General features: G+C 37.6%; 14 protein-coding genes and 1 riboswitch. Of the genes, 7 read left to right on the top strand and 7 right to left on the bottom strand.

The window, feature by feature from the left end; translation table 11 throughout:
* Positions 1-58 precede the first annotated feature (58 nt).
* A complete protein-coding gene (locus R2Q77_RS08685; protein ID WP_316803328.1) occupies positions 59-1,291 on the top strand; it encodes a GAF domain-containing sensor histidine kinase in 1,233 nt (410 codons plus the stop codon).
* 3 nt (positions 1,292-1,294) lie between these two features.
* On the opposite strand, the gene R2Q77_RS08680 is transcribed toward R2Q77_RS08685, so the two are convergent.
* Complete coding sequence (locus tag R2Q77_RS08680; protein WP_316803327.1) at positions 1,295-2,338, bottom strand: metallophosphoesterase; 1,044 nt, start codon at positions 2,336-2,338, stop codon at positions 1,295-1,297.
* A gap of 189 nt (positions 2,339-2,527) precedes the next feature.
* Between R2Q77_RS08680 and R2Q77_RS08675 the strand changes: the two genes are divergently transcribed.
* Positions 2,528-3,487: an alpha/beta hydrolase gene (locus R2Q77_RS08675; RefSeq protein WP_316803326.1), complete on the top strand. Its 960-nt coding sequence runs from the start codon at positions 2,528-2,530 to the stop codon at positions 3,485-3,487.
* A gap of 1,373 nt (positions 3,488-4,860) precedes the next feature.
* Here R2Q77_RS08675 and R2Q77_RS08670 read toward each other — a convergent pair.
* Positions 4,861-6,285 (bottom strand): glycoside hydrolase family 125 protein, encoded by a 1,425-nt coding sequence (locus R2Q77_RS08670; RefSeq protein WP_316803325.1) that lies wholly within the window; start codon positions 6,283-6,285, stop codon positions 4,861-4,863.
* A 21-nt stretch (positions 6,286-6,306) separates the two neighbouring features.
* Positions 6,307-7,371 carry a glycoside hydrolase family 76 protein gene (locus R2Q77_RS08665; RefSeq protein WP_316803324.1) on the bottom strand — a complete coding sequence of 355 codons (1,065 nt, stop codon included), beginning with the start codon at positions 7,369-7,371 and terminating at the stop codon, positions 6,307-6,309.
* A gap of 480 nt (positions 7,372-7,851) precedes the next feature.
* Here R2Q77_RS08665 and R2Q77_RS08660 point away from each other — a divergent pair, with 480 nt between their 5' ends.
* Positions 7,852-11,139, top strand: coding sequence for a TonB-dependent receptor (locus R2Q77_RS08660; RefSeq protein ID WP_316803323.1), 3,288 nt, complete (start codon positions 7,852-7,854; stop codon positions 11,137-11,139).
* A 72-nt stretch (positions 11,140-11,211) separates the two neighbouring features.
* Complete coding sequence (locus tag R2Q77_RS08655; RefSeq protein ID WP_316803322.1) at positions 11,212-13,056, top strand: RagB/SusD family nutrient uptake outer membrane protein; 1,845 nt, start codon at positions 11,212-11,214, stop codon at positions 13,054-13,056.
* A 79-nt stretch (positions 13,057-13,135) separates the two neighbouring features.
* Here R2Q77_RS08655 and R2Q77_RS21020 read toward each other — a convergent pair whose 3' ends face one another.
* From R2Q77_RS21020 to R2Q77_RS08640, 4 genes are all read right to left on the bottom strand, one after another.
* Positions 13,136-13,447 carry a DUF5763 domain-containing protein gene (locus tag R2Q77_RS21020; RefSeq protein ID WP_410479263.1) on the bottom strand — a complete coding sequence of 104 codons (312 nt, stop codon included), beginning with the start codon at positions 13,445-13,447 and terminating at the stop codon, positions 13,136-13,138.
* Positions 13,448-13,809: 362 nt separating this feature from the next.
* Positions 13,810-15,981, bottom strand: coding sequence for an alpha-N-acetylglucosaminidase (locus R2Q77_RS08650; RefSeq protein ID WP_316803321.1), 2,172 nt, complete (start codon positions 15,979-15,981; stop codon positions 13,810-13,812).
* 179 nt (positions 15,982-16,160) lie between these two features.
* On the bottom strand, positions 16,161-18,446 hold the full coding sequence (locus R2Q77_RS08645) for a GH92 family glycosyl hydrolase (RefSeq protein ID WP_316803320.1): 2,286 nt from the start codon (positions 18,444-18,446) through the stop codon (positions 16,161-16,163).
* 606 nt (positions 18,447-19,052) lie between these two features.
* The gene (locus R2Q77_RS08640) at positions 19,053-20,060 is read right to left on the bottom strand and encodes a hypothetical protein (protein WP_316803319.1); all 1,008 of its coding nucleotides are present in this window, start codon (positions 20,058-20,060) and stop codon (positions 19,053-19,055) included.
* A gap of 216 nt (positions 20,061-20,276) precedes the next feature.
* A riboswitch (SAM riboswitch) is annotated at positions 20,277-20,387 on the top strand.
* A 286-nt stretch (positions 20,388-20,673) separates the two neighbouring features.
* Here R2Q77_RS08640 and R2Q77_RS08635 point away from each other — a divergent pair.
* Genes R2Q77_RS08635 through R2Q77_RS08625 form a run of 3 tightly spaced genes read left to right on the top strand, consistent with a single transcriptional unit; the run spans position 20,674 to position 24,392 of the window.
* The gene (locus R2Q77_RS08635) at positions 20,674-22,008 is read left to right on the top strand and encodes an O-acetylhomoserine aminocarboxypropyltransferase/cysteine synthase (RefSeq protein ID WP_316803318.1); all 1,335 of its coding nucleotides are present in this window, start codon (positions 20,674-20,676) and stop codon (positions 22,006-22,008) included.
* Positions 22,009-22,044: 36 nt separating this feature from the next.
* Positions 22,045-23,103 (top strand): alpha/beta fold hydrolase, encoded by a 1,059-nt coding sequence (gene metX, locus R2Q77_RS08630; protein ID WP_316803317.1) that lies wholly within the window; start codon positions 22,045-22,047, stop codon positions 23,101-23,103.
* Between the two features lie 50 nt (positions 23,104-23,153).
* Positions 23,154-24,392, top strand: a complete 1,239-nt coding sequence (locus tag R2Q77_RS08625; RefSeq protein ID WP_316803316.1) for a homoserine dehydrogenase — start codon at positions 23,154-23,156, stop codon at positions 24,390-24,392.
* The last annotated feature ends 12 nt before the right edge of the window (positions 24,393-24,404 follow it).

The raw sequence follows: 24,404 nt of genomic DNA, 5'->3' as shown, positions 1-24,404 counted from the left end.
ATAAAAAATCTGTTTAGATTTAATATAAACGAATGGATATAGAGTACCTAAACACATAATGCATATCTTTATAGCCGAAATAATTAATTACATGCCTGGCTACACCCTACCGAAAAGTATAATACCGGATAACGACGAAACTCGTCTGAAAAAGCTCAGACATTATGAAATTCTGGATACACCTCCAGAAAATGCTTTCGATACCATTGCTTTACTTGCGGCACAGATTTTTGAGGCACCAAGTGCATTTATAACTTTTGTTGATCAGGACAGGGTATTTTTTAAGGCCAATTTCAGTGCTTTAGAGGGTAATGTAGTTAAGCGGGATGAAAGTTTTTGTTCGCTTGCTATTTTAGACCAGCAAGTTACCGTTTTTGAAGATACGCATGCTTTTCCTGAATTTTTAAACAACCCCTACGTTTCTGCCGATGGTGGGATTCGTTTTTATGCCGGGGCACCCTTAAAAACCAGCGAAGGTTTTAGATTAGGAACCGTATGTGTGGTAGATTCTGTTGCGAGAAAACCAACAGAGAAACAACTGAATATGCTTCAAATGCTCTCGGTTATTGTAGTCGAAAAGTTAGAATCCAGGATTTCGACACGTAAAACGCTGAGGGCACATGATGATCGTTTACATATGCTGGTACACGATTTAAAAAACCCAATGACCACAATTTCGCTACAATCGGAATTAATTGGCAGATTACCGGAAATGAATGATAAAGCCATACTGATTGCCGGAAAAATTAACCAGCAATCAAAAAATATTGTCGACAGTCTAAACAACATCTTAACTGCTGCCAGAAATGAGCATGGCAATATCAAACTGGTTAAAACCAAGATAAACTTAACGGAAATTTTAAAGGAGATCGTGTCTGATTTCGGAATTATTTTAGATAATAAAAAGCAAAAAATATCAATCCCGTATAATGATCCTGTTGAGATTTATGCCGATGCGGAAAAAATTAAAGACATATTCGGGAATTTAATTGGCAACGCTTCTAAATATTCTGAAATGGGCTCAGAAATTATCGTGGCTTTGGCAAGCGGAAATCCTACGGTTACCGTTTCAATAAAGGATAATGGTCTTGGTTTATCAGCCGATGACATGAAAAAGCTTTTTATAAAGTTTGCAAAACTTAGTGCCGTTCCAACAGGACGTGAACGATCTGACGGTTTAGGCTTATCTATTGTTAAAACCCTGGTTGATTTACATAAAGGCAAGGTTTGGGCAGAAAGTGAAGGAAAGAATATGGGAAGTACTTTTTTTGTTGAGCTTCCGGTTAAGTAGAGCCTAATCTTCTATTAAATCTGCCAATTCCATTTCTTCAAGTACGCCCCTTTCTGGTGTTCCATTGTTTTTGCACGACCATTTGATTAACCTGATTACACCCGATTCTATTTCAATGCCGGTAATGTCTCCATCACTAAAACAACAACATCCGCTGTTAAAATAATTGGGTTTATATTTTCTGAATGCGGGCGCTTTATCTCCTTTTCCGATTCTTTTACCCAATTCTGCATTCAGCTCATCAAGTTTAAGTTTATCATTTTGTTTTCTCGCCATTCTTAATGCCACATAAATCCTTTCTAAATGCGTAAGCGATGAAAATACCGGTTGATGAGTATGGCCTGTAATTAAGGCAATATTTTTATGTGCTGCCACCCATTTATACATCAGCGTATTATGGGTTGTTTTAAGTTGATTATCGTATGCGGGTGTATTGGGGTTAATCTGCAAATAAGATTGTAGTGGTGCCCAAACCATACTTACAAACCATTTGCTGAACCAGTTTCCATCACTTTGTAAATCGCCCTGATGCCCATGTGTTAAAAATACATCTAAAACTTTTCCCTTAATGTTTGTCCTTAAAATTGCGCCTTCGTAAATAGGGATTTTCTTTCCATAAATGCGGTTCAGGTTAAAGCCTGCTAAAGGATCGTTGTCCCAGTACAAATCATGGTTGCCAAATATTTTGGTAAAGGCATTTCTAACAATAAATGCTTTTTCACATTCAAAAGTTTGTTTATTGTGCTTAATTACGGGTTCAAGCAGATTTTCCCAAAGTTCTTCGCTATCGCCCAAATTAATGTAATTAAATTGCTGCTGGTTGTAATGTTCCAGTGCTTTTAAGTAATTCTGCTCGCAAATGGCAAAATCGTCGGCATTATTTCTTGCGCCTTTATGCTGGTCGGAAAAAATGATAAACTTATTTTCGTTGGTTAAATTAAATATAAGCCCCCTTTTGCCGGTTTGTTTATTTATGGTTTTATACAACGCACTTAAAGCACGGTGAATGCGCTTAAGATCAGGCCTTGAGCCAAACCTATTCGACATTCGGATTACCCAATTTCCTAATAAACGTTGTAAAAATTTCCGCATTAAATGTTTCTTGTTCCAAACTTAACAAAATAACCAATCTTTCGTTTTAAGGGAATGGTAATAACCGAATTTTCTGCTTTTATAAAAAAATACCAAGTGGCCATTGGTATAAGTTAAATAAACAATTTCTATATATTTACTGTAATGAAATACCTTGTCCCCATCCTCAGTTTATTCTATCTATCTGCTGCTGCGCAATCCATAAAACCCGATACTTCTTTTAGCGTATACAGCACTTATATTAAAGAGAAAAAGAAAAGACCATACATTAGCATTGCTGAACCTTTAAAAGCCGGTAATTTTTTAACCAAAAGCAATATTGTTTATGCTAAATACCCAACAGGTAATTTAGCACTTGATGTAGTATACCCTAAAACTAAGTATAACAAAGCTTTACCAGCTGTTTTATTTGTTTTTGGTGGTGGCTGGAGATCGGGTAATCGTGCTCAAAATATCCCGCTCGCTCAAAAAATGGCCGAAAATGGCTATGTAGCGATTACTACAGATTATAGGCTTTCAACGCATGCGCCGTTTCCGGCTGCTGTTTATGATTTAAAAAATACGGTTCGCTGGATTAAAGCCAATGCTAAGCGGTTTAATATAGATACCAATAAAATTGCGATCACTGGTTTTTCGGCTGGTGGACAATTAGCGGCACTTGTTGCTACAACCAATGGATTTAAAGCTTTTGATGGCGAAAAAATCAACGATAAAAGCAGTAATGTGCAAGCGCTTATTGATGTAGATGGCGTATTAGCCTTTAATCATCCCGAATCTTCTGAAATTAGTACTGATCCTGATAAAAAATCTGTAGCTGAAATATGGCTGGGCGCGAGCATTAAAACAAATCCTGAACTTTGGGATACCGCTTCGGCATTGAGCCATGCGGGTGAAAATAGTGTCCCTATGCTGTTTATTAATAGCGCATTGCCGCGTTTCCATGCAGGAAGAGATGATTTAATAGCAAAAATAAAGCCTTACCATATTTATACGGAAGTACATACCTTAGCCGATACACCACATCCATTTTGGCTGTTTAATCCCTGGTTTAACCAACTGGCTGATTTAATGGTTGGCTTTTTAGATAAGCAATTTAAAAATTAGATTCTAATTTTTAAATTGCCAGCCCATGAAAACACTTCGATCGGATTTAGGTAAATATAGCTCATGGAAACCTTTAAGGTTTAAACCTGATTGCAGCGGCATCCCCGATTTTTTCTATCGGAATACAGCGTAAAGCAGGAACAGCATTTGCGAAGAATCACTGGCTTTGCTTTCAAAAAAAATATAACAGAAATTATTGAATACTATTTTTAAAAATCAAAGATTGCTTCCTCGTTCCTCCCCGCAATGACGTAAGCCAGGAAATGAGCAGTTGGAGCGTATAGCATTTTTCCTTCGGCTGGTGTTATCACCGGCTATCTAAGTAATTTCCTTTGATTGGTAATAACACCAACCAAAAGCATGATAAGAAAATTAATAAAAGATAATCAGGAAATGAACAGTTATTCGCATTTAGGAGCTACAGCCCCGCTCCCGTTGTTGCCCGATGAAATATCGGGGCATTCACTTTGATCGGGTTTAGGTACAAAGCAGGTTCTTTAAAATACTGATTTGCATTTATAAACCTGATTGCAGCGGCATCCCCGATTTTTTCTATCGGGATACAGCGTAAAGCAGGAACAAAGTTTGCGAAGAATCACTGGCTTTGCTTTCCAAAAAAATATAGCAGAAATTATTGAATACTATTTTTAAGCTTCAAAGATTGCTTCCTCGTTCCTCTTCGCAATGACGTATCCTTTTCCTTTGATTGGTGATAACATCAACCAAAAGCATGATAAGAAATTATTTAATGGAATATCAATTAATAATTAAAATCAGGAAATGAACAGTTATTCGCAATTAGGGAGCTGTAGCCCCGCTCCCGTTGCTGCCCGATGAAAGATCGGCATTCACTTTGATCGGGTTTAGGTACAAAGTGAGTTCTTTAAAATGCTGATTTGCATTTATAAACCTGATTGCAGCGGCATCCCCGATTTTTTCTATCGGGATACAGCGTAAAGCATGAACAAAGTTTGTGAAGAACCGCAGGCTTTGCTTTCAAAAAAAATATAAAAGAAATTATTGAATACTATTTTTAAGCTTCAAAGATTGCTTCCTCGTTCCTCCTCGCAATGATGTAAGCCAGGAAATGAGCAGCTGGAGCGTATAGCATTTTTCCTTCGACTGGTGTTATCACCAGCTATCAAAGTAATTTCCTTTGATTGGTAATAACACCAACCAAAAGCCTGATAAGAAAATTATTTAATGGAGTGTCAATTAATAATTAAAATCAGGAAATGAGCAGTTATTCGCATTCAGGGAGCTGCAGCCCCGCTCCCGTTGCTGCCCGATCATTTTAACTCAACTTAGCCATATGAATGATTCAGATAGGACACGGAGTAAATTGCTCCGTATCCTTGCCTGTTATTTACTATTTATGCCTTCAATAAAGCTGGTTTTTCATGGTAAGTTCTCCATAATAATTCGCCAAAAAGTGTATTAGACCATGCAAACCAAGATCTGGTGAAGTTTGCAGGATCATCTTTATGAAACGATTCGTGCATAAAACCTTTACCTGCATGTGTTTTTTGAAGGGTTTCAATACACCATTTAATCTCAGCATCATCTTTTGAGGTTAAACCACGCATGGTTATACTCATTGGCCAAATCATATCCTGTCCACAATGCGGGCCACCAATTCCTTCGCCTGCTGTTCCTTTAAAGAAATATGGGTTATCTTTTGAAAGGGCAAATTTTCTGGTATTCTTATAAATCGGATCATCAGCACTAATCGCGCCTAAATAAGGTAAACTTAAAAGACTCGGTACATTAGAATCGTCCATGATATAAGCACCTCCAAAACCATCTACTTCAAAAGCATAAATTTTACCATGTTTTGGGTGGTTAATAATGCCATGTTTTTGAATGGCTTCATTTACTTCATTAGCTAAATTTAATAAGTTGCTTTCTAAGGCTTTATCGCTTTGCAACGCCTTAATCATTTCTGCTGCCTGCTTTAAACTGGTTACGGCAAAGAAATTAGATGGAATTAGGAAAGGAAAAATTGTTGCATCATCACTTGGACGGAATGCCGAGCAAATCAAACCAACCGGGTTAACCGGAAAACCATAACCAGACATTGGTAAACTATCTGTAGGCTTATTGGTTTCGCGCTGAAAATGATATGGCCCTCTGTTTTCTTTACGTTGCTGTTGTTTAAAAGTTTCTAAAGTAGCTTCTATCCCTTTTTTCCAATCGGTATCGAAAGGGGTTTTATCGCCTGTTTTTTTCCAGTAATGATAGGCTAAACGAATTGGATAACAAAGTGAATCTATTTCCCATTTACGTTCATGTATACCTGGTTTCATATCTGTTAAATCTGTTTTCCATTCTCCAACTTTTGCCGGATCACCATAAAAAGCATTGGCATATGGATCTTTTAAAACACATTTGGTTTGGTGGATAATTACCCCGGCAATTAATTTCTTAAGTGGTTCATCTTCATTTACAAATTGCAAGTATGGCCAAACCTGTGCAGAACTATCACGCAGCCACATGGCATCAATATCACCAGTAATTACATAAGTATCCGGGCGACCGTTTTTCTCTGAATGATAAACCGTAGTATCTAAAGTATTTGGAAAACAGTTTTCAAATAACCAGCTTAGTTCAGGATTTTTAACATTAGATTGAAAGGTTTTTATGGCATCATCAACAGCTTTACTTTTAAAATGCCTTTTATCTGCGGCTACCCTTACCACCGGAAACGGTGCGCCGAAATCTGCAGCAAACGAAAACTTTGAGGCAACTAAACCAGCTCCCAGCAAACCGGTATTTTGTATAAATGTTCTTCTTTTCATATGTGTAATTATTCTATTTGGTTAATTTATGGTGGCCAGCCTGGCGTATATTTCTTGTATTCCAGCCTGCATTAACAAGGTTTTTTCTTTACCCCTTCCTAATAAATTTTGTGCATCACGCTCTTCATTCCAAATTCTTTCAGCGTCATCAATAATAAATTTTAAACGGGATGATTTTTTTTCAATTTTAAACAACTCCATATAACCGCGAAGCAATACAGCATTGAACCAATAATGATCTGGAAGTTTGTTATTTTTATAGAAATGGTTTTCGGCAGCAGCAGCAATAACTTTAGCCTCTTCGAGGTATTTTTTATCGCTTGTTATTTCGTATAACAAAACATTGGATTGCAGCATGGTGCCGGTATTGTAAGTATATGTTCCTTCATCTACTTTTAAAGATGGGATTTTTATTGCATCATAGAAAATTCCTGTTGCTGCCCTAAGATGCTTATTTGTCCAGTTATAAACAAGCAAAGCCGTATCTAAATACTTTTTTTCTTTCGTTATTTTATAAAGTTGCAACGAAACCAGTACATTAGGACCGTTGGAGCAGGTATTTTTAGAATTTTTATCCCCCTCTTTCCAATACAATCCCCCGCCAGCTTTATCATCATAACCCGTTAACAAAAAACGATAAATGTCTTTTGATTTTTTTAAATAAGATTTTTCTTTGGTGCGGTTGTATGCATCTAAATATGCAAGGGCAATCCACTGGTTATCATCATAAAAGCGTGAACTTAATTTTTCTTTTAAAGGATAATCCTGATAAGCAGGCGCCGGAGCAACGGTACTGTAATATTGATCGATAGCCCTTTCTACAGGCATCATATACTTGATATTTTTGTTTAAAACCTCCATTTCATTCGCAGATTGAATAAGGGCGCACAGAGGCCAAAGCCAGGAATGTGGATTTTCTTGTTGTTTTGCAGTACTTTCAAAATAAAGTCCTTTAGCCTGATCGGTAAAATACAGGTTTATATTTTTTTGGATAATGTTAACCCTATCCTCGTAAACCTGTTTTGGTTTTTGTGCCTTAACTTCTACCTGCAAAAATAGCAGAAGTAAAAAGCAAATAAATTTCAAACAATTCTGATTTGTGTGCATTTCGGCGGTTTTCTATAATACGTAGCCATAAATTTTATAGCTTTTTGTACAAATACATTATAATTGGTTAGCACTGTTACCCGTCCGCTGGCACAGCCAAATTAAGGCCTTATCTGCTTTAACTATTCGAAAGTAGTAAAACGTTTAACGTATTCAAAGTCAAATCGTATTTTACTTTCATAAATCTGATCTTTTTTACATCGATATTCATGATTTTTTTGAAAGTAAATTTCAATAATTTCCCTCCATTCTACCTTCTGATATATTTACGGAAATATAAAATTTTAATCAGGTATTTTCCTTTCCATCCATGTGTAATTTTTACACGAAGCAGGATCAATATTTCATAAAAAATACCAATATAACTTAATAATATAACAACCACACTTACTTTTGTGTATTATTTTAACCTCATAAGTTTATATTTTTATCCTACTTAAGTTAAACTAACTAAAAACTATGAGAACAAAACCATGTAATTTTTTTACAGTGGGAAAAATGCGCCTGATCTACGGCTGCTGCTTGATTTTACCTCTCTTAACAAGCCCCAAAAGCACTTTTGCTGTTAAACGTGATGATTCAAAACCAAAACTAAATTTCAGTAGCACGTCTTTTTTAAAAGACATTATTATCAGGGGACAGGTAACAGATTCTAAGGGAGATCCAATGCCTGGAGTGAGCATAAAAGTTAAAGGTGCTACCACCACCACAGTAACCGATCCGACCGGTAAATTCAGCCTAACTGCTCCTGAAAATGCAGTGCTCATATTTTCATTTATTGGCTACACTTCACAAGAAATTAGCGTGGCTGGTAAAACCACGATAAATGTGCGGTTATTGGAAGACAATCAAAACCTTTCGGAAGTAGTTGTTGTAGGTTATGGCACTCAAAAAAAGGCAGTAGTTTCTGGCGCAGTAGCTTCTGTAAAAGGGACAGAACTGGCTAAATCGTCGTCGGTTAATCTTTCTAATTCTTTGGCAGGCCGCTTGCCTGGTGTAACGGCTTTACAGGGAAGTGGTGAACCCGGTTATGATGGTTCAACCATTCGCATCCGCGGAATCAACTCGTTGGGAAACAATAACGCCTTAATCGTTATCGACGGAATTCCAAACCGTGCAGGCGGCCTCGATAGGCTTAATCCAAACGATATTGAAAGTGTATCGGTGCTTAAAGATGCTTCTGCAGCCATTTATGGTTCTCAGGCAGCAAACGGCGTAATCTTAATTACCACTAAGCTTGGAAAATCGGGAAAACCGCAGTTTTCTTACGATTTTACCTATGGTTTGCAACAACCTACTCGTATTCCAAAAATGTCTAATTCGGTACAGTATGCAGAAATATTAAATGAACTGGCCATATTTGGTTCTGATTTAAATCCAAATCAATGGACAGCAGCATGGCAGGCTTTAAAAACGACCGGGTCTTATGTACGGCCGGATAATGGCAGTGTGATTAAAGCCATTTATACACCTGCCGAAATACAAAAATTTAGGGATGGATCAGACCCCCTGCGTTACCCGAATACAGATTGGTTTGATACCACTTTTCAGAATTGGTCTCCACAACAAAAACATAATGTACAAATTAATGGGGGCAGCGAAAATACAAAATACCTGATTTCATTGGGTTATCTGGATCAGGATGGTTATTATAAAAATTCGGCTACGGGTTATCAGCAATATGATATGCGTGTTAATCTTGAAAATAAACTCAGTAAATACATCACCACCACTTTGGGCATTACCGCCCGCGAGGAAGTTCGTAATTTTCCTACAGTTAGCGCCGGTGATATTTTCAGGTTTTTAATGCGCGGCCGTCCAACGGAAATAGCGGTATGGCCTAATGGTTTACCTGGCCGCGATATTGAATATGGTTATAATCCGGTTGTATCCACTACTGATTTAACCGGATACAATAAAGATACCCGCGATTACCTGCAAACTACGGGTAAAGTAGAAATTAAGATCCCGGGGGTAGAAGGCTTGAAGGTAACCGGAACAGCTTCTATAGATAAGTATTCGGGCAGGCAAAAAAACTGGCAACTGCCATGGACACTCTACGATTGGGATAAAAAAACTTTTGAAGCAGATGGAGTTACACCAGCGCTTAAAGGAACAATACGTTCACAATATACCGATCCCAGGCTTAGAGAAACTGCAGGTGGTCAGTTGGCCATTAATTTAACCGGTATGGTTAACTATGATAAAAAATTTGGGGATCATACTTTAAATTTATTAGCAGGTGTTACGCGCGAGAAGGTTAAAAATGATGGCTTTACCGCTTTCAGAAGATACTTTCTATCTCCCGAAATCCAGGAACTTGTAGGCGGCGATGAAAAAGAACAATCACTGGGCAATGCCAGCGATCCGAATGGTCTTTATAACAGGGCCAGGTTAAGCTATTTTGGAAGAGCCGGTTATAATTATAAAGAAAAATACCTGGCAGAGTTTCTTTGGCGGGTAGATGGTTCTTATATTTTCCCTACAGCCAAGCGTTTTGGATTCTTTCCGGGTGTATCAATGGGCTGGCGTATATCAGAAGAACCTTTCTTTAAAGACAATGTTAAATTTGTAAACAACCTGAAGTTGAGAGGATCATGGGGACAGATGGGTGCAGAAGCCTATTTCGGTGATGTACTGCAAGAGTACCAATATTTAAGTTTAATGAATTTTAGCAGTTATATTTTTAATGATCTTGTTACCAAGGCCATTAGCGAAGGAAAAGTGCCCAACTTTGATTTTGGCTGGGAAGTTGCCAATAACATGAACATTGGTTTGGATGCTTCATTTTTGAATAACAAACTATCTTTTGAATTTGATTATTTCTATAATAAACGAACAAATATCCTGATTAGCCGTGGCAGTTCGGTTCCAGAAAGTTCAGGTATTGTCGATCAGCTCCCTCCTGTTAATTTAGGTAAGGTGAACAATAAAGGTTTCGAATTTAAATTAAGTTATAACGATCAGGTAGGCGATTTTAACTATGGAGTAAGTGTAAATGGCGGTTATGCTAAAAATAAAATTATTTATTGGGATGAAACACCTGGTGCACCAGAATGGCAACACTCAACCGGAAGGGTAACCGGATCGTGGCTGGTTTACGATTATGATGGTGTTTTTAAAGATCAGGCAGAAATTAGCGCCAACACACTTAATTACAGTGCATTAACCAATAACTTAAGGCCAGGCGATATGAAATTTAAAGATATTAATGGCGATGGATTCATTAATGCGGATGATAAAATCAGGCTGGATAAAAATGGTACCCCTACCTTTACCGGTGGCTTAAATTTAAATGCACAATATAAAGGTTTTGACCTTTCTGTACTGATACAAGGCGCTACAGGCGGTATGCAAATTGTTGGAGTAACCGAATCAGGTGATATTGGTAACTTTTTGGAATGGTCTTACCAAAACCGGTGGAGTATAGATAATCCAAGTTCCGTAAATCCACGTCTTTCTAACCGTGGCGCAACCTATTATACCGATAGCAACAACGCCTTGAATAATACCTACTGGCTTCGCAGCAACAACTACATCAGGCTTAAAAATGTAGAGCTGGGTTATACGCTCCCAACTAAATGGTGCGAAAAAGTGGCCTTAAGCTCGGTAAGGGTTTATGTTAACGGGCTTAACCTGGCAACATTGGATAAAATTAAGATATGGGATCCGGAATCGACCAATTCAAGCGGACAGTATTATCCACAAGCCAGGGTAATTAATACTGGTATTAAAGCTACTTTTTAAGTTATGTATCCAGATTTAAACATTACAAAAAGAATTAATATGAAAACAATAATCAAAAATAAACACCTGTATATGTTACTTCTTATCACGCTGTTTGGAATGGCTTGTAAGAAAGATTTCATGGATGTGGGCGCGCCCGATAAAATACCCGGCGAAGAAGTATGGAATGATCCTGCATTAGCTCAAGCCTTTGTTAACGATATATATAATGGTTTTAAAGATGGCGGCTTTTCCGAACAAATGCTCGCATCAGTTTCTGATGAAGCAATGTTTACACACCCTACCCGCGGCATAGACCTGGTGAATAACGCGACAATTAATCCATCAACATTAGGTTGGGTTGATGATACCTGGGCGTACAAACAGATGTACAACAGAATCAGAGCATGCAACCTGACCATTGAAAAAATAGTTGGTGGCAATAATACATTAAGCAGCCAGTCGCTAAAAGATCAGCTCCTTGGCGAAGCTTATTTTCTGAGGGCATATTTTTATCAGCAGTTGGTTCGTTATTATGGTGCCGTACCTTTAATTACCAAAACCTATACTTTAACTGACGACTATAATATAAAGCGCAATACTTATGAAGAGTGTGTAAACTTTATCATTAAAGATTGCGATGAAGCGACGAAGTTATTAACAGGCAAAACGATGGATAAAGGTCGCACCACTTCCCTTGCTGCTTTAGCCTTAAAATCGAGGGTATTGATTTATGCGGCGAGTGATTTACATGATAAAGCTAAACTGACTTCAAAAGTCACCGGCATTTCCGATCAAAAGCTGGCGTATCTTTGTTATGCCTCAGGTAGTCAGACCAGCCGTTATCAACTTGCGCAAACTGCTGCAAAAGCCGTTATGGATGCAGGTACCGGTTATAAGCTTATACTTTCTGCACCAGCAACTGCAACCGATGGCCAAAACAACTATAAAAGTATAGCTATGGGTGGTGGCAGTAAAGCACCAAACATTGATGCAGCTGCTGCAAATGAACTGATTTTGGCCAGGTATTTCATCACACAAAGCAATATCCGCCATGCGCAGCAAAACGGACCAAATGGTTACCACAACTGGGCTGGGAATACGCCTATTGGCTTACTGGTTGATGATTATGAAATGATTGACGGAACAAAATTTAACTGGACAAATCCGACACAAAAAGCCAATCCTTACCAAAACAGGGATCCACGTTTATATGCCACCATTTTGTACGATGGAGCAGGCTGGAAACCCCGGGATAAAGCATCGGGCAATGTTGATCCTGCAAATCAGATTCAAACTGGTGTATATGATTTAACGGACGACAAAGGAAATGTAACCGATTTTAAAGGTCTTGATACACGTGCCAGTTCTATTGAAAACTGGAATGGAAGCTGGACAGGTTATTACTATCAAAAATTTATAGATCCGGACCCCAATATTGTTGATGCTTCTATGCCACAAACCATTCCATGGCCATTTTTCAGGTATACAGAAGCTGTTTTTAATTATATTGAAGCCAGTATAGAGCTGGGCCAAACCAGTGAAGCGCAAACCTGGTTAAACCGAATCCGCTTCAGGGCAGGAATGCCTGCCATTACCACATCAGATCAAAACGAACTGAGAACCATTTATCGCCATGAGCGCCGAATAGAAATGGCTTATGAAGAACAGCGTTATCACGATACCCGCAGGTGGTTAATTGCTGGAGAAACATTGGGTAGAAAGGTAACTTATATTAAGGTTACGGGAAAATTCAAAGCGGGCAAAACCATGTCTGCTCCTTATCATTTTGATGCTTCTGTTTATGATTATACCTATAGTCCGGTAACCGACAATTCTCAGGAAAACCGTACATGGGACAATAAATTATATTTCAGACCATTTAGCAGGGATGAGATTAACAAAAATAACCTGTTAGAACAAAATCCAGGATATTAATTACGTATTACAAAACCGGCGCATTAATGCGCCGGTTTTTGTATACAGGAGAGGTTAACGGTTATTCTTTTTTATAAAATTACTTTCCATGTTGCCAGCAATAACCATTACTGCCGCCACTTCTTTTGCACCTTGCTCCTTTTTTTGTTAAGGCTTTACATTGTCCCGAATAAACTTCTGCTTTAGTTGTTTTCTCATTACTGTAAAAGCTTTGGGGTTTTAAACCCGAAGAACTGCATACACCACACGTTCCACCTCCGCTACAGTGTTTACAACGGGAGCAATTTGAACAAGCAATACAGGATGAACGACCATAACAGGTAGCAACTGGCTCTTTTACCGGTTGCTTAACGACTGGATGTTTAGTGAACAGCAAAAAACTGCTGAACACTAAAAGAAGGATGAATTTCAAGGATGATTAAAAAATAAGAGAGAGAGCGTTAATTAAATTTGTTTTTAGTTAATGATTATAAATCTAAATTAATAATTAATAATTAATCTGCAAAATAAAAATCACAACATTGTGATAAAAATTAAAATCCGTGTTAAATGACATAAAATCCGTGGCTAATGAATCAATAACCGTGTCTAATATTTTTAAAAACACTAAATATTGTTCTATATCAGTTAAAAATAAGACCCAAAAAAATGTCATATCAGACTATTAATACTTACAAAAAGCTTATATCCTGTATATTTTCATATCAATTAACTAAAAAACTGTTTAAATTCTGCCAATTCTTTAGCTTTACATCAATCCTTTAAAATGCGGTTTATTAACGCATCCAGTTCCACATTTGATAATGGTTTGGGCTTATACAATTCCTTGCTGTTTACCCAATTCTTTTCCATTTCAAAAAAATTGCTTTCCTCCGAATCTTTACCAGTCATTTTAGCCAGCTCGTTTTTAGTAAATTCCTTCCACCTGCTTAGGTATAAAGAACCCAAAAGTCCATTCCATTCTTTATGGGCATATTCGTGTAAATCTGTTTTCGGATTGCTATCCGGTCCCCAATAAGTGATTTGGGCTTTTGCATTTTTTAAAGCATTTGCCCGGTCTGCCGGTGTAACGCCAAAATTATTAGCCTGATTTAGCCATTTGTAAAGTGTAAAATATTTGCTGTTGCCCAATAAAGAATCTTGTTGCAAAATCATTTCCTGAAATTTCGAACTTGCGGTTTTAAAAGCTTCTGCATTTTTAGCGTTAATGGCTTCAATCATTTCTGCGTATACCAAATCGCCTTTGTTCGCTAAAACCTGCCTTACAAAATCAATCCGGTCAGTTTGATAGGTTTCTGAATTTTTAAATGCTGCCGATTCAGAATTAAAAATCCTCACTGCATTCTGAAACTTTAGAGGATTGTAATTTCGTTTTCTCGTGCCCCATGAGGATACTGATTTAATTCCTATTGCTGGTCTTGCACAAAAAATAGACTCGGGAGGGCCTTCCTGGTAAATTTCGGGACTGCTGTATGCCGTTTGCAAAAGTAATTGCCAGGCCTCGTCCAGGGCTTTCGTATTTTTGCCATACCGGTAATTTTCAAACCCTTTTATCCAATTTTTTAAATCAACCTGGTTTGTATGCCATCCAAGTTCGAGCATAAGGTCAAAAGCAACCGGATTATTATTTATGCCTTCAGGAATAATTCCAACACCTTTTAAAAACTGCCCGTATTCGCCGTTTTTAGCTCTGTAAACTTCGTCTGCAAAGCGCTGAAGTTTACTATATATCCCGTTTTTCTCTCCAAAATTACTCACATTGCTCCACACAAAGGGAGTTCCACCGTATCCTTTTCTCTTCTCCCAGTTATTGGTGTTTTCACCAAACAGTTCAATAACCAGGGTTTTATCTTTGTTAAGCCCTGCAAGTAAAGCTTCTGATGGATTAGACTGCCAACCTTGTAATACCCATGTGCTTCCAGAAAAGTTCTGTTGCATCTTTTCCTGGATTTTTTTTGCTGCCGCTGTTACATCAATTCCTTTTGAATTACCGCCTTCATGAAATGGATCGCCCCCAAAATAGTGTAAATCAGCTCCGTAAAGTTTCTTCATTTCAGCATAATAAATAGCTGCAATGCGGTCAAAAGCCGGATCATTGGTATCTAAAAAATCAGGACGTTGAAAGCCCCCTGCCCATTTTCCTTGTTCTGCAACATGGATTTTCATTTTAGTTTTTAATGAGGCAGGAACCATACCATAAAAGCCCTGCATTACGGGTTCTATCCCCAATGCCTTCATTCGGTTGAGCATTTTCTTTTCAAGATTGACTTGCTGATTAATTAAATCCTGGCTTACAGGGCCGCCCCAGCCTTCCAGGTTACCCATTAACCACCAGGCTCCAAATGCCGGTCCGGGAATAAAGTCCAGGATTTCCTGATTATTATAGTTTAGTCTCTTCAATGTATTTTGCCATACAGCTTCCATGCCCACAGGTGCAAGCATTAGGTTTACCCCATTCAAAGCCATCCAATCCAGTTCACGCTCCCAATCTTTCCAGGTGTAAAAACTCATGGTATAACTAATGGTGCAATAATTTAAAGCATATCGGTAAGGATAAGGAGAAACAATCCTCACTTTTTTATTAATCTGTGGCAATTCTGAAACTACTTCGAGGTGATCTCCCAGGTGCGACAAACTTCTTTTACAATAATATTTAAGGTACCAACCCAAACCTTCTGCTGCTGCATTTGCATTTGAAGCGGCAATAAATACCTGATTTCCTTTTGTAGAGAGCTCAAAAACATCTTTATCATTTTCTGCAGGAATAGTATTGAAATGCAGGGCCTGCGCAAGCCATGGCGTTCTTCGTTCTGCAATTTCCTTTACACTTTTATAAACTTGTGCTTTTAAAGGGCTACAACCTACAGCTGATAAAGAAATTAAAGAACAAAAAATTAGGCGGCAGAATATCTTGTTTAGGTTCATTTGCAAATGGTTAGGTTAATCATTTGAGGCTAAATTTAATCTGATTAATCTATATTTTTATAAACCTGTTTGCCAATTTGTTCATTAAAATAATCATAACGGATATTTTAAGCATAAAAAAACCGCTGGTTAAGGTTACCAGCGGTAGAATTGTAAATGGGATGCTTAATATTTTAGGATTATTTTTTGGGTTTTGAAGACATGTAAAAAGTGATTTTACCACCATTCATTAAATCTGCATGTTTAATAAATGGTGTGGTAAGGGCTTTGCCATTTAATAAAACTTTTTCTACATAAACATTTTTATCACTTTGTTTAATGGCTTCTACTGTAAATGTTTTTCCATTTTCCAGGTTAAGTACTGCACTATTTACCGATGGGCTTCCTAATGCATAAACATCTGATCCGGGCGCAACGGGGTAAAAACCCAACGATGAAAACATATACCAGGCGCTCATTTGTCCGCAGTCATCATTTCCGCCCAGCCCATCAGCTGTAGGTTTATACTGCATGTTTAAAATGTGGCGTATCTGCGCTTGTGTTTTCCAGGGCTGATCTGTCCAATTATATAAATATGCAATATGGTGCGCAGGCTCATTGCCATGTACATAACCTCCAATAATTCCTTCGCGGGTAATGTCTTCAGTATGCGCAAAAAATTCGTCCGGAAGGTGCATGGTAAATAAAGTATCCAAACGCATGGCAAATTTCTTTTTACCACCCATCATTTCAATGAGCGAAGCAGGATCTTGCGGTACAAAAAAGCTGTAATTCCAGCTGTTGCCCTCAATAAATCCCTGTCCTTCGGTATCTTTAGGATCAAAAGTTTTTTTAAATGTTCCATCTGCCAGTTTAGGACGCATAAAACCTGATGCCTTGTCGAAATTATTTTTCCAGTTGCCCGATCGTTTAATAAATTCATCATAAACATCCATACGATTTAATTTTTTAGCCATTTGTGCAATAGCCCAGTCATCGTAGGCATATTCCAAAGTATTGGAAACTGATATTCCGCTTTTTTCAGCAGGGATATAGCCCAAGTCCATATAATAGCCAATTCCTTCATAATCGCGGTGTTTTGCTGTTGTTACGCAGGCATCCAATGCTTTGTTGGCATCGCCATTGTATGTACCTTTAATTACGGCATCAGAAATGACTGATACACTGTGGTAACCGCTCATACACCAGTTATCGTTGGCATAGTGCGACCAGATGGGCAACATGTGTAAACTGCTTTGATCGTAATGGGCCATCATGGATTTTACCATATTATTATTACGGCTTGGCTGAATTACGTTAAAGAACGGATGCAAAGCACGATAGGTATCCCAAAGCGAAAAGGTGGTGTAATTGGTAAAGCCATCTGCTTTATGTATTCCCTGGTCCAAACCTTTATATTCACCATTTACATCAGTATAGGTTGTTGGGTTGATAAATGCGTGGTAAAGTGCCGTATAGAAATTAATCTTATTATCGTTAGAAGTATTGACCTGAATTTTATTTAATTCTTTATTCCACGTAGACTGTGCTTGTGCTTTAACCTTTTCAAAATCCCACCCTGAAATTTCAGCGCGCATATTTTGTAAAGCATTTTCCTGACTAACCGGCGATAAAGCCATTTTAATTTTTATTTTTTCTCCTTCCTGCGTATCAAAGTCGAAGAACATCCTTACTTTTTTACCCGCTATTTCTGGGAAATTCTGGTTTTGATTAAACTTACCCCAAAAACCTCTGTAAGCTTGTTTTGCATCGTAGTTCTTTTGGCCGTAACTTTTAAAAGGTTTCGAAAAACTCATTGCAAAATAAACGGTTCTTGTTCTGGCCCAGCCATTAGTTTGTCGATAACCCGTAATTAAAGTGTCGTTTACTACCCGAACATAAGTCCACACAGTCTTTTCATCGTAATTATAAATTCCAGCCATTAAATCCAGAATAATGTGCGACTGATCTGATTTTGGAAAAGTATATTGATGCATCCCAACCCGGGTTGTGGCTGTTAATTCGGCCGTGATGTTGTCATCATCCAGTTTAACCTTATAATAACCAGCTTCGGCTACTTCATTTTGGTGCGAGAAAGCCGAACGGTAACCACCTTTAGGATTAGAAGCCGTGCCTGGATTAAGCTGAAGTTTACCCTGTGTAGGCATAATTAAAAAATCGCCTAAGTCAGAATGTCCGGTACCACTAAAATGGGTATGACTGAAACCGGTAATGGTTTTATCCTCATATTTATAACCTGCACAGTATTTATATACATCGCCATTATACTTCCCATTCATTTCATAAGAAATGGTATCCGTTTCAGGGCTTAATTGTACCGAACCAAAGGGAACGGTAGCACCAGGATAGGTATGTCCCATTTTTTCGGTACCGATAATAGGTTTTACATACTGCACAAGGTTTTGCTGTGCCGAAACAACGATAGCAGATAGCAAAAGGCAAGGCAGAATAAAATTTTTAATCATAATTTATTCAATTTTCTAATTTCAGAAACCTAAGGTATTAATTAATCTTTAAATTGCGAATTTTCCAGTACTAAAACGTTTAAGTAATGTAAATTCATAAAGCTAAAAAACATAATTAAAAATTATTGACTGTTATTTTTAAGTTTCGAAGATTGCTTTGCCGTTCCGCTTCGCCATGGCGTTTTTCCTCTGGCTGTGTTATCACCAGCTACCTAAGTATTTCCTTTGATGGTGATAACACCAACCAAAAGTCTGATAAAAAAACTATTTAATGATGCCTCAATTAAGAATTAAAATCAGGAAACGAGCAGTCATTAGCATTTAGGAAACTGCGGCCCCGCTCCCGTTGCTGCCCGATGAAAAATCTGGGCATTCACTTTGATCGGGTTTAGGTACAATGTAGGCTTTATGACAAAATTACCAATCTAAACCTGATTGCAGCGGCATCCCAGGTTTTTTCAACCAGGATACAGCGTAAAGCAGGAACAAAATTACCTAAGAACCACTGGCTTTTCTTTCCTAAAAATATAACGGAAATTATTGAATGCTATTTTTTAAGCTTCAAAGATTGCGTTGTCGTTCTGCCCCGAAATGAAGTTCTCCTTTTTATTTCGGAGTACAGATTGTAATTAGCTTTAATTTATAATCTGGATTTAAAGGCTCATTTGTCTGCGCTAAACGTTGCGCTCCTGTATTTGCCGGGCAGGCAATATCACCTGCTGCGTCGTAAATAATAGTACTGCCTTTTGCAATTAACTCTTTAGGCACATAAACCTGAACCTTTGTTACAGCATATCCGGAAGGAATGTATCGAATGTAATAGCCATCAGGATGTAATGTCCATATTCCTGCAGGCACATCATTTCTTGGTGTAGCCATCCCGGCAACAATGGCGTAACTTTCTAATTCTGCGTAGGTATAATCCCCTGAAGATACCAGCTGACGAATGTTATTTTCTGCTTCAAAAACAGCCTGGATGCCCTGCGGCAACTGATCTTTTGCCTTTTGCATGGCATCAAATGGTAAAACACCTAATGCACCACCTTCTAATTGTGTTAATTGTACAGGCGTTAACAATTTTATAGCTGTTAATTTAATCGTACCTGAGTAGTCGGCAAATTTTGTTCTGGCAATAATGGTCCATAATAAGGCTTGTATATCGTGTTGTTCAACTTCAGGATGTTTTTCTGCACTTTTTAAAATTGAAATCACAATTTCTTCTTTAGAGCCTAAAACCGGCGCATACATATAACCATCGCCCTTAGATGGCGCATAAGTTCCGGCTTTTAAACAATAACTCTTATTGGTCATTTCGTATAAACCAGCACAAAGTATAAAACCGCCTGCAGGTACTTTAGGTAATAGGTATAAGGGTTGAGCTTTCTCATTCGCCATAAAATCGGGCATTTTAGAGCCATCGCGGTTTACATCTTCAAAAGAAGTGGTTATTGCTGCTGGTTGTTTTAAAAATTTATCTACCCCTAATGCTTTTGCACCCTGAGCAGCACCAGCCTTTAATAATTTATCTTTTAAGCCACCAAACTGGGCATAACTCTGATTGCAGAAAAGCAAGAAACAAAAAAGAATAATAGTATAGATTTTTAATTTTTTCATATTAGATGATTGGATAGATATTACACAAACATAGAGTTTTAGCATTAATATTATATTATATTATCGTTTTATCAAATTAAAAATAAAAATACAGCACTGATTATCAAAAAGTTAATTAAATTTCAGAATAATATTTTGCTCATTCAAAAATAATTCAGACATTTGAAAATATTATTTGGCGAAAAGCTAAATAAAAGTCAATCCTTAACACCGGTTGATTTATAAAGAAGTGGCGAGAGACAGGCTCTTTGACCCACTGGCAACCCTCAGAAAGAGAAGGTGCCAATTCCTGACCAGGTAACATGGTGTTATTTGGAAATATAAATTGGAACTGATGAAAACATTAAATCTTCAATCGCTAAGCGAACTCGGTTTAAACCTTAAGAAGGCAGGAAATATCAATGCTTCTTCTTCTATTTGTTGCCACATGCAAATTATTGCCTGTATGTGCTGTAGCATACGGTAATTTTAAAAATCTTCCCTTTTGTATTTCTTTCAAACTGGAAGGTCCCGATAAATCGGGATACGCCATTCTGTGAGGATCCGATTTTTGTAATCCGGGATCTCAGAACTTCAATTATTCAGGTATTTACTTATTTAAGTATTAGAAACTATGTCAACTACATATAAATTTGAAACATTACAATTGCATGCTGGCCAGGAAATAGATCCAACAACCGGATCGAGAGCCGTTCCTATTTACCAAACTACTTCTTACGGATTTAAAAATGCTGAGCATGGCGCAAATCTGTTTGCTTTAAAAGAATTCGGGAATATTTATACCCGATTAATGAACCCTACAACTGATGTTTTTGAAAAAAGAATTGCCGCTTTAGAAGGTGGCGTAGCAGCCTTAGCTGTTGCATCAGGACAAGCAGCACAGTTTATTGCCTTACATAATATTTTGGAAGCTGGCGACAGTTTGGTTTCCTCTTCGCATGTTTATGGGGGTACCTATAACCAATTTAAAGTTGCTTTTAAACGTTTAGGCATTCATGTAGATTTTGCAAATCCTGATCAACCTGAAGAGTTTGAAACTAAAATAACCGATAAAACCAAAGCCATCTACCTGGAAACCATTGGCAACCCCTCTTTCAGCATTCCTGATTTTGAAAAAATAGTCATTATTGCCCGGAAATATGATATTCCGTTAATTGTTGACAATACTTTTGGTGCCGGTGGTTATTTATTTAAGCCGTTGGAGCATGGCGCAAACATTGTAGTAGAATCGGCTACAAAGTGGATTGGCGGACATGGAACCAGTATTGGTGGTGTAATTGTGGATGGTGGAAATTACAATTGGGGCAATGGAAAATTCCCGCAGTTTAGCAAACCTTCTGAAGGTTATCATGGTTTGGTGTTTAACGATGTATTTGGTATCGGCGGTCCTTTTGGTAATATTCAGTTTATTATCCGTGCACGTGTAGAAGGGCTTAGAGACTTAGGTCCTGCCTTATCTCCTTTTAATTCTTTTTTATTGCTTCAAGGATTGGAAACCTTATCACTACGTGTACAACGCCATGTTGATAATGCTTTAGAACTGGCTGCCTGGTTAGAAAATCACCCGGCAGTTAAAGAGGTTTCATACCCTGGTTTAGCAAGCAGTAAATACAATGATTTGGCTAAAAAATATTTAAGCAATGGTTTTGGGGCCGTTTTATCTTTTGAATTGCATGGCAGCAAAGAAAATGCCACGCAATTAATTGATAGTTTGAAATTGGTTTCACATCTGGCAAATGTTGGCGATGCTAAAACGCTGATTATTCAACCGTCTGCCACCACGCATCAGCAACTAAGCGATGGTGAGCAACTGGCGGCCGGGGTAAAACCTAATGCTTTACGCGTATCTGTAGGTATTGAGCATATCGATGATATTAAGGCCGATTTTGAACAAGCTTTTGCAACTGTAAATGCTTCTTCTGTTAAGGCCGAAAGCTTAGAGGCATAAGTAATATTTTAATACAACAACATTACAAATTTAGAAATGAGTTCAGAATCTATATATAAACATCCCAAACAGTTTAAATTAGAAAACGGAAAGAAAATACACAACCTTCAAATTGCTTATCAAACTTATGGCAAGCTAAATGCAAATAAAGATAATGTAATATGGGTTTGCCATGCTTTAACCGCAAATGCTGATGTATTTGAATGGTGGGAAGGCTTGTTCGGTCAAAATGCATTATTTAACCCGGCCGATCACTATATCATTTGTGCAAATGTTCTGGGTTCTCATTATGGCAGTACAAGCCCTTTAAGCATTAATCCGGTAAACAGCTTGCCTTATTATTTATCGTTTCCACAATTTACCATACGTGATTTAGTTGCTGCGCATCAACTATTAGCTGCACATTTAGGCATCGAACGCATAAATACTTTAATCGGAGGTTCATTAGGCGGTCAGCAGGCAGTAGAATGGAGTATTTTGGAGCCATCAAAAATTGAAAATCTGATTTTAATAGCTACAAATGCAGTGCATTCTCCATGGGGTATTGCCTTTAACGAAAGCCAGCGTTTAGCCATTACAACCGATCGTACATTTTATGCAAACCAGCCAAATGGCGGCAGTAAGGGCTTAAAAACAGCGCGTAGTATTGCGCTTTTAAGCTACCGAACATATAATGCTTATGGCAATACGCAGGTAGAAAGTGTAAACGATAAAATTGATCATTACCGGGCTTCTTCTTATCAGAATTACCAAGGTGAAAAATTAATAAACCGCTTTAACGCTTATAGTTATTACTACTTAACTAAAGCAATGGATAGCCATAATGTGGGCAGAAACCGAAAAAGCATTACTGATGCTTTAAAACAAATCAAAGCCAATACTTTGGTTATTGGGATTGAGAACGACTTCTTGTTTCCAATATCTGAACAGAAGTACCTGGCAGATCATATCCCCGGCGCAAATTTCTATGCTTTGCATTCCGACTATGGCCATGATGGTTTTTTAATTGAAACTGATGCTTTAACTAACGTAATAGGCAATTTTATTAAAGAACACAAAAACAAAAAAATTATAAAGTTTCAGCAAACTGCTTAGTGCATAGCTGCAATTAAACAAGTGAATAACAAAAGAATATTGATATCATAATGAGTAAGAATTTAAAAATCGGATTATTTGGTTTTGGAGTTGTAGGACAAGGTTTATTGGATATTATCCAAAGCCAGAGCTTAAACCTGGAAATCATTAAAATCGCTATAAAAGATCCTAAGAAAAAACGCAGTCTAAATAAAGAATTATTCACCACCAACCGGGATGAGATTTTAAATAATAAAGAAATCAATACCATTGTGGAGTTGATCAATGATGCAGATGCGGCATACGAGATTGTAACTACAGCGCTTAAAAATGGCAAAAATGTAGTATCGGCCAATAAAAAAATGATTGCCACGCATTTAAAAGAACTGGTTGATTTACAAAAAGAATATGGTACTTCCCTCCTGTATGAAGGTGCGGTTTGTGGCAGCATTCCAATCATCAGAAATCTGGAAGAGTATTACGATAATGAACTTTTTCATGCTTTAAGCGGCATTTTCAATGGATCATCGAATTACATTCTATCCAAAATTTTTAACGAGAATCAGAGCTACGATTCAGCTTTAAAAGAAGCACAGGATTTAGGTTTTGCAGAAACTGACCCAATTTTGGATGTGGGTGGTTACGATCCGAAATATAAACTGGCCATTGCTACTGCACATGCATACGGCTTATTTGTAAACCCCGATGCCATTTTAAATATTGGAATACAAAATCTTTCAGACCATGATATTAAATATGCAAGAGAGAAAAATTTCAAAATTAAACTTGTACCAACAGCCCGTAAAGTAGATACTAAACAGATTGTAACTTATGTACTCCCAAAATTGGTTGCTAAAGATGATTTTCTGTACAATGTTGAAAACGAATACAACGCCGTAACCGTTCAGGCCGCATTTGCTGATAAACAATTCTTCTTTGGAAAAGGTGCTGGCGGGCATCCAACAGGTGCTGCTGTATTATCTGATATTGCAGCGCTACGTTATGATTATCGTTATGAATATAAAAAATATCACCAGGAAAATGGGGTTAAGCATACAGATAATATCCTTCTGGAAGTGTATTTGCGTTATGCCGACGAAGATTTAATTAACTTATTGGAATTTGACAACATCAGTGAGCGTTATGCAGCCAGCAGCTTTAAATATGTAATTGGCACAGTTAAATTGCAACATCTAATTGCCAACCGCGATTTACTTTTAGATGCTAATGTATTTATTGCTTATACTGGCAGACAGATTTATAAAGAGGAAAAAATTACGGCGCAGGTTTACGAAGAAGCCGTTTTATAATAAATAGTACGA

Origin of the sequence: Pedobacter nototheniae (genome assembly GCF_032678625.1) — a bacterium.
Classification (GTDB): Bacteria; Bacteroidota; Bacteroidia; order Sphingobacteriales; family Sphingobacteriaceae; genus Pedobacter; species Pedobacter nototheniae_A.
The sequence above is the reverse complement of the archived record's forward strand: the minus strand, read 5'-3'. Positions and strand labels throughout refer to the sequence as shown.